At 29.2% G+C, this 11,451-nt stretch carries 11 protein-coding genes; 8 read left to right on the top strand and 3 right to left on the bottom strand.

Features of this window, described 5'->3' with window-relative positions:
- Positions 1-102 precede the first annotated feature (102 nt).
- Both B2694_RS05220 and B2694_RS05215 read right to left on the bottom strand, forming a co-directional pair.
- Positions 103-444: a hypothetical protein gene (locus B2694_RS05220; RefSeq protein ID WP_035135210.1), complete on the bottom strand. Its 342-nt coding sequence runs from the start codon at positions 442-444 to the stop codon at positions 103-105.
- A 2-nt stretch (positions 445-446) separates the two neighbouring features.
- On the bottom strand, positions 447-1,703 hold the full coding sequence (locus B2694_RS05215; protein ID WP_346884841.1) for a DUF1576 domain-containing protein: 1,257 nt from the start codon (positions 1,701-1,703) through the stop codon (positions 447-449).
- Positions 1,704-1,929: 226 nt separating this feature from the next.
- Here B2694_RS05215 and B2694_RS05210 point away from each other — a divergent pair, with 226 nt between their 5' ends.
- The 6 genes from B2694_RS05210 to B2694_RS05185 all read left to right on the top strand — a co-directional run bounded on the left by B2694_RS05210 (position 1,930) and on the right by B2694_RS05185 (position 7,013).
- Positions 1,930-2,106 (top strand): hypothetical protein, encoded by a 177-nt coding sequence (locus tag B2694_RS05210; protein ID WP_167403159.1) that lies wholly within the window; start codon positions 1,930-1,932, stop codon positions 2,104-2,106.
- 72 nt (positions 2,107-2,178) lie between these two features.
- Positions 2,179-2,364, top strand: a complete 186-nt coding sequence (locus tag B2694_RS05205; protein WP_346884840.1) for a hypothetical protein — start codon at positions 2,179-2,181, stop codon at positions 2,362-2,364.
- A gap of 163 nt (positions 2,365-2,527) precedes the next feature.
- Positions 2,528-3,604 (top strand): pyridoxal-phosphate-dependent aminotransferase family protein, encoded by a 1,077-nt coding sequence (locus B2694_RS05200; RefSeq protein ID WP_035135214.1) that lies wholly within the window; start codon positions 2,528-2,530, stop codon positions 3,602-3,604.
- A gap of 158 nt (positions 3,605-3,762) precedes the next feature.
- Positions 3,763-4,674, top strand: coding sequence for a D-2-hydroxyacid dehydrogenase (locus B2694_RS05195; protein ID WP_035135216.1), 912 nt, complete (start codon positions 3,763-3,765; stop codon positions 4,672-4,674).
- A gap of 25 nt (positions 4,675-4,699) precedes the next feature.
- Entirely contained in the window at positions 4,700-5,944 is a 1,245-nt protein-coding gene (locus B2694_RS05190) for a DUF1015 domain-containing protein (protein WP_346884839.1), read from the top strand.
- A 310-nt stretch (positions 5,945-6,254) separates the two neighbouring features.
- Positions 6,255-7,013 (top strand): tRNA threonylcarbamoyladenosine dehydratase, encoded by a 759-nt coding sequence (locus B2694_RS05185; RefSeq protein WP_346884838.1) that lies wholly within the window; start codon positions 6,255-6,257, stop codon positions 7,011-7,013.
- 241 nt (positions 7,014-7,254) lie between these two features.
- Here the strand turns inward: B2694_RS05185 and B2694_RS05180 are convergent, their stop codons facing one another.
- On the bottom strand, positions 7,255-8,610 hold the full coding sequence (locus B2694_RS05180) for a M20 family metallopeptidase (RefSeq protein ID WP_346884837.1): 1,356 nt from the start codon (positions 8,608-8,610) through the stop codon (positions 7,255-7,257).
- A gap of 332 nt (positions 8,611-8,942) precedes the next feature.
- On the opposite strand from B2694_RS05180, the gene B2694_RS05175 reads away from it, so the two are divergent.
- Together B2694_RS05175 and B2694_RS05170 are read left to right on the top strand one after the other, a co-directional pair.
- Positions 8,943-10,127: an MFS transporter gene (locus tag B2694_RS05175; protein WP_346884836.1), complete on the top strand. Its 1,185-nt coding sequence runs from the start codon at positions 8,943-8,945 to the stop codon at positions 10,125-10,127.
- Entirely contained in the window at positions 10,117-11,055 is a 939-nt protein-coding gene (locus B2694_RS05170; RefSeq protein ID WP_346884835.1) for a GNAT family protein, read from the top strand. Before B2694_RS05175 ends, B2694_RS05170 begins: the two co-directional genes overlap by 11 nt.
- The last annotated feature ends 396 nt before the right edge of the window (positions 11,056-11,451 follow it).

Raw genomic sequence — 11,451 nt, 5'->3', positions numbered from 1 at the left:
AACCTTCGGTTATTTTTATTTGGAATAGGAAAAGGAGCATCGCTCTATAACTTAATCAGTTATTTTGCGACGCCCCCTTATTTTTATAAAATGTGTTAAAAATTATTTTAATCTAGTTAAACTAATTTTTAATACGTCATTAGTGTAGTTTACATCCACAGAATCAGTCATCATGCCTACTAAACTTAATTCAGAAGAGGAATCATTATCTCCATTAAGAGCCCAGTAATACTCCTCAATATCTTGTCTCCTTGGCATGTTTAACTGAGATGTTAAATCATTTAGTATTTGCTCACTAATATCAGGATTTACACTGGTAAAGCTGATATAGGTAATATCACCCTTAGTATTAAAATCTATATGTAGATCACTACAGCCAATTCTAACTAAGTAACTAGTTAGCTCACTAAGTATTTTTATATTTCTTTGACGTAAGTGTTTCATAATTAATATTCCTTTCTAAATGCAGAAATTAGTGGTAGTAAGAACATACATACAAGGCCACCTGAAAAGCCATTATTATATAAAATCATTCCACCGTGTAAATATGTAATATTCATTACTAAGCAAGCATGTAATACTCCTGAAATTATTCCCCACAGCCATCCAAAAGAACCTGCAATTGGAGCTAGAGTTGTACCAAAAAGTAAACTTAGAATAACGCTAGGCGAGTTTATTTCCCAAATATTAAAGAAAGTACATAATATTATACCAAACATTATAGGGATTATATTTTTTAGATGCTTACCAAAGGCTCCAAACCCAACAATAGTTAATATACCACCTAAAGTTGGACCATTCAAGTCACCATTTACTAAGACCACTAAAAACATTGAAAAGAGTCCTAGAATTCCCATATTTATCAAAGTAATTCCTTCACCAAAAATAAGATAAAAATCTGTAAGCAATCTACCAGAATATCTCGTTATTTTTGTAATGTTTTTAAAGCTATTACCATTATAGTAAAAACCCAAAGTTATCATAGCTAAAAATATCATTGAAAATAATATAATAAAAGGAATATTATTGCCTGTAGACCATATAATTCTACTTTCAAAGTCAATACCAAAAGCTCTAAGTAAAGACATTAATACTGTACCTATTAATCCTGCAGCTAGTCCTACATTATAAAGGCTATATCCTTGATGTATTCTCATACAAGCAGAAGCTAAGGGTGGAAGTAAAAAACCTATTACTATACTAATAAGGATGCCTATCATAACAGATAGATAAAGAGGTATTGTAGTAGTACCAATTAGTTGAATTAAAGCTGGAGATAAGGTTGTTCCAAAAAGTGCAGTAACTATATAATTGGAGAATGGCTCCTTTTGAAATCTAGAGTACAACCAAATACCAAATATAATAGGCCAGATATTTAAAATGTTTTTACCGAAAAGGGAAAAACCACTTACTGTAAATATACCTGCAATTATAGTTCCTGAAGGTTTAATGTTTAAAAAAATTAGCATTATTACATAAAATATAATCAAAAGTGCACAGTTAACGAAAGTTGCACCAATACCGCCAATTTCCATGTAATCTGTTATGAGTATATCTGGGTTTAAGATTATATTTCTTAAGCCAATGAATATCTGATGTGGTGAGTTAAAAAGAAAAGATACTAATATTAATATTCCACTAAGACATAGAAATAGTTTATAGGGTAGTGGAATTCTAGTGGTAAAGTCTTTTATAATAATCAACTCCCTTGAATTTATTTACACTCTTCAAATAAAGGTGTATATTTTTAATATATATAAGGCTTTACTTATATAGTATATCAACTTTTATAAGTGATAACTATAGTATTTATATTATAATTATTTTAATTTTAAGCACAAATAAGCATATATAATATTATTTTAAACTAGTTTAATTATGTAGGTTAAACAATAATGAAATATTTTAAATTAGAAAGAGGAAATAAAAATGGTAATGGATATAGTAGTTTATAATTGTGAGAAATGTCCTGATTTTAAACAAAATAAATGTGATGGAAAGGAAGTTAATTGTATGTGCAAAAAATGTCCTAGAAACTTAGGACAATGTTTAATTGTAAGGTATTGTAGAGAAACAGAATCTGTTTTAGATTGTTTCGATTATTAAATTAAAAAGTAGGTATAAAATATATGATAATACAAAAGATATAATATTATAATACATAGGAGTGTTAAAGTAATGGTGTCCAATGAAATTAAAAGTAGAATTGCTCAAAACTGTTCATTTTATAATGAGAGATCATATTATCAAAATGAAATACTTATGCAATTAGAACAAAGTTGTAATAATTGCTCTAATTTTGTAAGAGGGCATTGTGTAAAAGATATATTTGATGAAATATACGAAGAAATCAGATTGAAATAAGTATTATATTTCCAAAAACTTAATAAAAATTTAAATTATAATAATATATCCCAATATTTAATTTATTATGGTTGAGAAACCTATGGAAAAATGTTAAAATGTAATTGATTTCAAATCAGATATTGGAAATTATAAAGTTTACTTTATTTTAGGAGGGTGAATCATGCACAAGAGATTATTTATACCAGGTCCAGTTGATGTGGCACAAGACGTATTAGAAAAAATGGCTACACCAATGATAGGACACAGAAGCAAAGAGGCATCAAGAATACAAAGACAAATTAGTGATTACATGAGAGTTATATTTAATACAAAAGAAGAAATATTACTTTCAACTACTTCTGGTAGTGGGCTTATGGAAGGTGCTGTTCGTTCATGCACAGCTAAGAGAGCTGCAGTTTTTGCTGTAGGTGCTTTTGGTAAGAGATGGTATGAAATGGCTGTAGCTAACAATGTACCAGCAGATTTATATGAAGTTGAATGGGGTACACCAACAACTCCAGAGCAAGTAGATGAAGTTTTAGCCACTGGAAAATATGATTTAATAACAGTTACTCACAACGAAACTTCAACTGGTGTTATGAACCCACTAGATGAAATAGCTAAAGTAGTGAAAAAATATCCAGATGTTGTATTCTGCTTAGATACTGTAAGCTCAGCTGCAGGAACAGAATTAAAAGTAGATGAATGGGGAGTAGACATTTGTATTACTTCAACTCAAAAAGCTATAGGACTTCCTCCAGGAATGTCAATGTGTACTTTCTCTAAAAAAGCTATAGAGAGAGCAAAACAAGTTCCACATAGAGGATTATACTTAGATCTTTTATCATTATATGAATACATTCAAAAGAAAGATTATCAATATCCATCAACACCTTCATTATCTCACATGTTTGCATTAGAGTATCAACTTGATAAGATTATAAATAAAGAAGGTCTTGATAAGAGATATGCAAGACACATAGAAGGCGGAGAAATTGTTAGAGCATGGGCAAGAAAATACTTCGAAATATTACCAGATGAAAGATATATGTCTAACACTTTAACAAACATAAAGAATACTAGAAATATTGATGTTGCAGCTTTAAACAAAGCTCTAGGAGAAAGAGGATATCAAATTTCTAATGGATATGGAAAGTTAAAAGATAAGACTTTCAGAATAGCTCACATGGCAGAGACTACTCCAGCAGAAATTGAAGAATTATTAAAGAACATTAACGAAATATTAGGACTTGAATAATTAAGAAGGGGTAATTCCCTTCTTAATTTTCAAGTAATAAAGATTCATATACAAGTTCAAAATGTATAAGTTTTCAACTTATATACTTAATGTATGTGGATAAAGTTAGATTTTAAATAATTAATTATTAATTAATTTTATTTTAGGAGGGTATCATCATGATAAGAGTATTAGTTACTGATGGCATGGAGAAAAGTGGAATACAGGTATTAAAAGATAATGGATATGAAGTGATAGAGAAATTTTATGAGCCTGAAGAATTAGGAGTAGCTTTACAAAACTTTGATGTAGTAGTAGTAAGAAGTGCTACAAAGGTTAGACAACCAATAATAGATAAAGCTTGTGAAACAGGAAGATTAAAATTAATAATCCGTGGTGGAGTAGGTGTAGATAATATAGATGTAGCATATGCTACTGAAAAAGGAATAAGAGTTGCTAACACTCCTAATTCTAGTAGTGCATCAGTCGCAGAACTTGCACTAGCTCATATGTTTGCAGTTTCTAGATTTGTAAGTACTGCAAATGTGACTATGAGAGAAGGAAAATGGGAAAAGAAAAAATATGAAGGTATTGAGTTAAGTGGAAAAACTTTAGGCTTAATAGGTTTCGGAAGAATTTCAAAATGTTTAGCTCAAAAGGCTGAAGTATTAGGAATGAAAATTATGTATACTGATATCCTTGGTAAAGCTGAAGGGTATGATAAATATGAATATGGTACTTTAGAAGAAGTATTATCTAAATCTGATTATGTATCTCTTCATATACCATTCATAAAAGAGCAAGGAGCTACAATAGGTAAAGCTCAACTTGATATTATGAAAGATGGAGCTGTACTAATTAACTGTGCTAGAGGTGGAGTTGTAGATGAAGCTGCTTTACTTGAAGCTTTAAATAGTGGAAAATTAAGAGGAGCAGGCGTTGATGTATTTGAAGTTGAACCAACTAAGAATGAAGAGCTAGTTAACCATCCAAGAGTATCAGTTACACCACACATTGGAGCAGCAACAGTAGAAGCTCAAACAAGAATAGGTGAAGAAATAGTTCAAACTATATTCGATTTCTTTAAATAATATTAATTACGTAGGAGGAAAAAATATGGCAGTTGTAAGACCTTTTAAAAGCATAAGACCAACAAAAGAGCTAGCTCCAAAAGTAGCAGCTCTTCCTTATGACGTTATGAACACAGAAGAAGCTAGGGAAATGGTTAAAGGAAACCCTTACTCTTTCTTACATGTTGATAAAGCACAAATTGATTTACCAGCAGAAACAAATCAATATGATGAAATAGTTTATAACACAGCTAGAAAAACTTTAGACAAGATGAGAGAAGATGGAACTTATATTCAAGATAATGCTCCAAGCATGTATATTTATAGACAAATCATGGATGGAAGGGTTCAAACTGGTATAGTTGGATGTACTTCTATAGATGATTATATGAATGATATAATTAAAAAACATGAGCATACTAGAGCTGAAAAAGAGCAAGATAGAATTAATCACGTTGACCATTGTAATGCAAATACAGGTCCAATTTTCTTAACATACAAAAATGTAGGAGAAATTGATGAAATAGTTGCTTCATGGACTGCTAAAGAGCCAGAATACAACTTCGTTTCCGAAGATGGAATATCTCATATTGTATGGGTTATAAATGACACTGAAACTGTAAAAAGATTAGAAGAGTTATTTAAATCAGTTAAATATCTTTATATAGCTGATGGTCACCATAGAGCTGCATCTGCTGTAAAAGTAGGTAAAATGAGAAGAGAAGCAAATCCTAGCTATACAGGAGAAGAGGAATTCAACTTTTTCCTATCAGTTATATTCCCAGCAGATGATTTATATGTAATGGATTATAACAGAGTAGTAAAAGATTTAAATGGAAATTCTAGCGAAGAATTCTTAAATAAAGTTTCTGAGAAGTTTACTGTAGAAGAGTATAAGAGAGAAGGCCAATACAGACCAGAAGGAAAAGGTTATTTTGGAATGTATTTAGATAACAAGTGGTATAAGTTAACTGCTATAGATGGAACTTATGATTCAAAAGATCCAGTTAAGAGTTTAGATGTATCTATACTACAAGAAAACCTTCTAAGACCAATACTTGCTATAGAGGATCCAAGAACAAGTGATAGAATAGATTTTGTTGGTGGAATCAGAGGTCTTAAAGAACTTGAAAGAAGAGTAGCTGAAGGAATGAAAGTTGCGTTCTCTATGAATCCAACAAGCATAGAAGAACTTATGAACATTGCTGATGCTGGAGAAGTTATGCCTCCTAAATCAACTTGGTTTGAACCAAAATTAAGAAGTGGAATCTTTGTTCATGAATTAAGCTAAGGTAAATTAAAGGTAAAGCTTATTTGTATCTTATCTAAATCAAAAAAGCTAAATCTTATAAAAGTAATTATACTTTTTAAGATTTAGCTTTTTTGAGTATATAAAGTTGTAAATATAAACAGAGTTCTTAGCTTCTATGAAGCTTTAGAAATACTTAACATAAATACACAGTTGAATTATATTAGTAAAAAATATAAAATTGATATATTCAGAGAATAAAAATTTATGTATTTATTTATAATTTAAAGGAAAAAGTTAAAAATATCTTTAAGGTTATAAGGTAAATACCACATATTAAGGAGATGCAAAAATGTTACAACATTCATTATCAAGAACAGAGCTATTAATAGGAAAAGATGGTTTAAATAAATTAAAAGGCAGTAAGATTATAGTATTTGGAGTAGGTGGAGTAGGCAGCTTTACAGTAGAAGCATTAGTAAGAGCAGGTGTTGGAACTATTGTTTTAGTTGATGATGATACTGTTTGTTTAACTAATTTAAATAGACAAATACATGCAACTTATGATACTGTAGGAAAAGTAAAAGTTGAGGCTATGAAAGATAGAGTTCTTTCAATTAATAAAGCATGCAATGTAATAACTCACCAAGTTTTTGTTACTAAAGAAAATATTCCAGAAATAATTACTGATGATGTCGACTATGTAGTAGATGCTATAGATACTGTATCAGCAAAGATTGCTCTAGTAGAGTATTGTAATGAAAAGGGTATAAAAATAATCTGCTCTATGGGTACAGGAAACAAGTTTGATCCTACACAATTTAAAGTTGCAGATATATATGATACTAAAGTGTGTCCACTTGCAAAGGTTATGAGGCATGAACTTAGAAAAAGAGAGATTAAATCTCTTAAGGTAGTTTACTCTGAGGAGATGCCTACAAAACCAAAACAAGATGATGTAGTTACTTGTAAAACAGGGTGTGTATGTACAGGTGGGACTAAAAAGTGTGCTATAAAAAGACAAATACCAGGGAGTATATCTTTTGTGCCACCAGTGGCAGGAATGATAATAGGTGGAGAAGTAATAAAGGATTTACTTAAGGAATGTTAATTATAAGTGATTTAGTATAAAACCAACATTAGGTAAGCCTTAATTATAGAGGAGCTTAATCGCATACTTAAATTTATAGTTTTATAATATAAAAATCCGTCAGTATACTTGACGGATTCTTATTTAAAAAATTATGTTTATCCGATAATTACTTAAACCGATACTTCTATTTTTTATGAAAGGTAAAGCAATTACGACTATTGATAACAATTTCTAAAGAATAAAGCTCTAAGAATTCAGCTTATTTAGCTAATTTATATAATGCTAAGGCATAAATTTCTGTAGCTTTAACTAAATCATGCATAGTTATAAATTCATTTGGTTGATGTTCTGTCTTTTCTGAGGTAGGGAATACCATACCAAAGGCTACACAGTTATCTATAGCTCTAGCATAAGTAGCTCCACCAGATGATTCTGGTATTCCATCATATCCTGTTTCTTCATCATAGACTTCTTTCAATGTTTTAATTAAGAAATGGTCTGCAGGAACATATATGGATTCCATCCAGTCGAACTCATTATATTCTAAACCATATTCTAAAGCTTTTTCCTTTAATGGATTAACTATGTCTTCTTTTTTATAGGTAACAGGAATTCTAATATCTAAAGATATAGTTTCTATATCTTCATTTAAATCAATTTTACCTACATTTACAGTTAGTTTTCCAGATACATCTTCACATTTTGGTATGAGATTTTTAATTGCAACATCTTCACCAATTACATTGGCTATGAATTTTATTGAGTTAGATGAGGAGCCCATTTTTTCTAAAGCTATAGCCAGTCTAGAAATAGCATTAATCCCCTCAGCACTATCTGCAGAGTGAACACCTTTTCCAATAACAGAAATAGAATTTTCATTTAAAATATATTTATAATTTAAACTGTTTAATACATTTTTAAGAGAATTAATTTCTTCTGCAGTTCCTGTATATGTAGCATTATCAGGAACTGAATTAAATGCATTTCCTGCACTTAAAGTTAAATTAGAACTCTTTTTATAGGTTAAAGTAGATTGAAGTAATCCTTTTTCTGCATTTATACAGAAGAATTCACTATCGGGAGTTATTCCCATAGCAGGAATCTCTTCACCATTCTCTTTATATTTATTAATACCCCTCCAAAGATTTTCTTCATCTGTTCCAAATATAAATCTTATTCTTTTATTTAATTTGATTCCTAAGTCCAATAAAGCTTTTACTGCATATATGCAAGCTATAGTAGGACCTTTATCATCTTGAGTTCCTCTTCCATATATTTTATCATCAACTATGGTTAATTCGTATGGAGGGTATGTCCAAGAATTCAAATCTCCTTCAGGAACTACATCTAAGTGGCCAAGAACTCCAACTAATTCAGGGCCCTGGCCAACCTCTGCATAACCATAGTAACCATCTTTATCATAGTAAGTTTTAAAGCCTAAAGACTCACATAAATTTAAGGTGCTTTTTAGACAATCGTCTATATTTTTACCAAATGGATAATTAGGGTTATCCTCGTCTATAACGCTTCTAAAACTTACAGCTTCCTTTATAGAGTCTATGAGCTCAGGTATTAACTCATTAACTCTTTCTTTTATTTCTTCTTTTTTTATCATGAGACTATCCCCTTTCATTTTAGATAAGCTTTACATATTGTTGACACATATGAAATTAAGGAAATATATCCTATAGTTTAAATTAAACATAGATGATAACATATGTCAATATTACAGTAGGTTAATATATCGGACATTCTTGATTTGAATACTTGTATATTATTCTTATTCATATTTATATCTTTTTTATATGAATTAATAAATTAATATATACAATAGTATATTTTTGCTAGGATAATTACTTTACTTAATAGCTATAAAAATAAAGAATTCAATTCAATAAAAACATATATTAATTATGATATAATATCATTGAAAAAGGAGTGATGTTAGTGAAGAAAAACCAAAGTTTTGCCATAACAATATTTATATTTATTATTATGGCTGTAATTGCTATAGTCGATAACACTAAGGGAATATTTGTCCCTGTATTTAAAGAGACTTTTAATACAAATAATACAAGTATGGGCATGCTCTTATCGGTATGTTCTTTAGGATACATAATATTTACTTATATAGGTGGACTACTATGTGAAAAATTTGGACAAAGAAATGTAATCTGTAAGGGGCTGTTCACTATTATAGCCTCTGTTTTAATAGTAGCTTTCTCTAAAACTTATACAATACTATTAATTGGAATGTTTTTAATAAACATGGGTATTGCTTTTGTAATGATTGGAGTAAATACGCTAATACCAGCTCTATTTATTACATTCCAAGCAATAATGATGAATTCAGCTCATTGTTTTTATGGATTTGGGTCTACGGTAGGACAATTTGCTATTGGAAACATTTTAGACAATGGAGTAAGTTGGAGAAGTGTATTCTTTGGAATAGCAATGATTTTTATTGTAGTATTGATAATATTTTTCTTTATAAAAATCCCTAATTTTAATATAACTAAAAAAGAGAATAAATTTAATATAGCTATAGCTTTTAAAGAAAAGTATATGTATATCTATGCTATAGCATTAGGAACATACGTGTTTGCAGAAATGGGGATGTCTAATTGGATAGTTAATTTCCTCATGGAAAGTTATAACTATACTAGCAGTAGTGGAGCTATGTTTTTGTCAGCCTTTTTCTTTTTACTTACTATAGGTAGATTATTAGGCGGGTTTGTAGCTGAAAAGTTAGGATACTTACAATCAGTTTTATATTCTTTACTAATTGCATGTGTATTATTAATAATTGCTCTAATTGTTGGACATAGTGCTCTCATTTTAATATGTGTAACAGGACTATTCTTTGCAATAGCATATCCTACAGTTGTAGCTACTATTAGTAAGGTTTTTAAAGATAATAGTTCATATATAACAGGATTAATTTTAACGTTATCAAGCACTATAAGTATGATTCTAAATCTTATTATGGGAAGATTAAATGATATTATAGGGACAGCAAAAACTTTTTATTTAATACCAATAAGCTTGAGTATTTCTATCTTGTTTGTATTTCTAATATATAGAGGAAATTATAGTATTTTTAAAAGGGGAGGTAATGAAGTTGAGCAATGAAAGGGAAGTAAGTATTAGTAATGCAACTGATGAAGCAAATAAATATATAATAAGAGATTCATCTGGAATTATAGTAGGAAGATTTATAATCTTAGATTTAGACCATGAGAATAAAGGTGTAATTATAAAATTAAAGTTTTATAAAAGTGGAAGAGATGCTAATAAAACATTACAAGATGCCCTAAAGTTGATGCTAAATAACTTAATAAAAAGCAAAGGTCTTCATAAAGTTAATATTGTATGTGATGAAAAAATAAGTTTAACTCCTTTTACAAACTTAGGATTTCAATTAGAAGGATATATATCAGATAGTATTATAACAAAATTTAAATATGAAGGTAGTTTATTATTTGGAATAGTAGAAGAAGAATTTTATAATAATGCATATAAGAAGGAGCTAGCAATTCAAGGAAATAAAATAAGTATAAGAGTTCTTAATTCTGATGATGCAAGGGATTTATTAGAGTATTATACGAGAAATAAGGACTTTCTATCAAAGTTTGAACCGCACAGAGATGAAGAATTTTATACAGTAGAAGTTCAAAAGCAATCTTTAATAGAGAATTACAAAGAATTTATTAAGGGGGAAGGAGCTCACTTTGGAATATATAAAGCAGAGAAGATGATAGGAAGAATACGTATATATAATATAGTCCACGGTGTATTTAAGAGTGCATTTATAGGATACTCTATGGACGAACAGTATCAGGGAAATGGATATATGAAAGAAGCTGTTAGTTTAGTTGTAACATATGCCTATGAAGAATTAGGACTTCATAGAATAGAAGCAACAACTTTAGTTGATAATGAAAAGTCACAAAGAGTTTTAAAGGCATGTGGATTTAATGAACTAGGTATATGTAAAGAATATCTACACATAAATGGAAAGTGGAGAGATCATGTTATATTTTATAAAAATAATAAATAACTTTAATTTAGGAACTAATTAGTTTAATTCAAATATAATTTGTTATACACCATCCATATTAAAGGTGGTGTATTTTTATTTATTTAAGTGTATAAATTTTTTAGGAACGTGGTATTCGAGTTTATCACCTATATGTTGGAGTTTTATCTAGTTTCCTATATAAATATTTATATAGGTTACCTTTTATATATTTAACTATTTAGCTATTTAACTATTTAACTAGTTAACTAGTTAAATAGTTGTTTTATTCATGCGGGTTCCAAGGGAATTAGTATTTTGATAATAAGACTAAATACATTATAAATAAGTAGCAGTAATAATGATATTGTTGTGTGATTACCTATAATAAAAATTCAAATTGGTATACTATATTCTAAATAAATAGTAAAAATAATA

This window comes from Clostridium sp. UBA4395 (assembly GCF_002390995.1).
In the GTDB taxonomy this organism is placed as follows: Bacteria; Bacillota; Clostridia; order Clostridiales; family Clostridiaceae; genus Clostridium_J; species Clostridium_J sulfidigenes.
This window is presented reverse-complemented; position numbering and strand designations above follow the sequence as displayed.

Excerpts from the sequence above, each read along its gene's own strand:
- B2694_RS05220 (WP_035135210.1), bottom strand. The coding sequence starts at position 444 with ATGAAACACTTACGTCAAAGAAATATAAAAATACTTAGTGAGCTAACT.
- B2694_RS05210 (WP_167403159.1), top strand. The coding sequence starts at position 1,930 with ATGGTAATGGATATAGTAGTTTATAATTGTGAGAAATGTCCTGATTTT.
- B2694_RS05205 (WP_346884840.1), top strand. The coding sequence starts at position 2,179 with ATGGTGTCCAATGAAATTAAAAGTAGAATTGCTCAAAACTGTTCATTT.
- B2694_RS05200 (WP_035135214.1), top strand. The coding sequence starts at position 2,528 with ATGCACAAGAGATTATTTATACCAGGTCCAGTTGATGTGGCACAAGAC.
- B2694_RS05195 (WP_035135216.1), top strand. The coding sequence starts at position 3,763 with ATGATAAGAGTATTAGTTACTGATGGCATGGAGAAAAGTGGAATACAG.
- B2694_RS05190 (WP_346884839.1), top strand. The coding sequence starts at position 4,700 with ATGGCAGTTGTAAGACCTTTTAAAAGCATAAGACCAACAAAAGAGCTA.
- B2694_RS05185 (WP_346884838.1), top strand. The coding sequence starts at position 6,255 with ATGTTACAACATTCATTATCAAGAACAGAGCTATTAATAGGAAAAGAT.
- B2694_RS05180 (WP_346884837.1), bottom strand. The coding sequence starts at position 8,610 with ATGATAAAAAAAGAAGAAATAAAAGAAAGAGTTAATGAGTTAATACCT.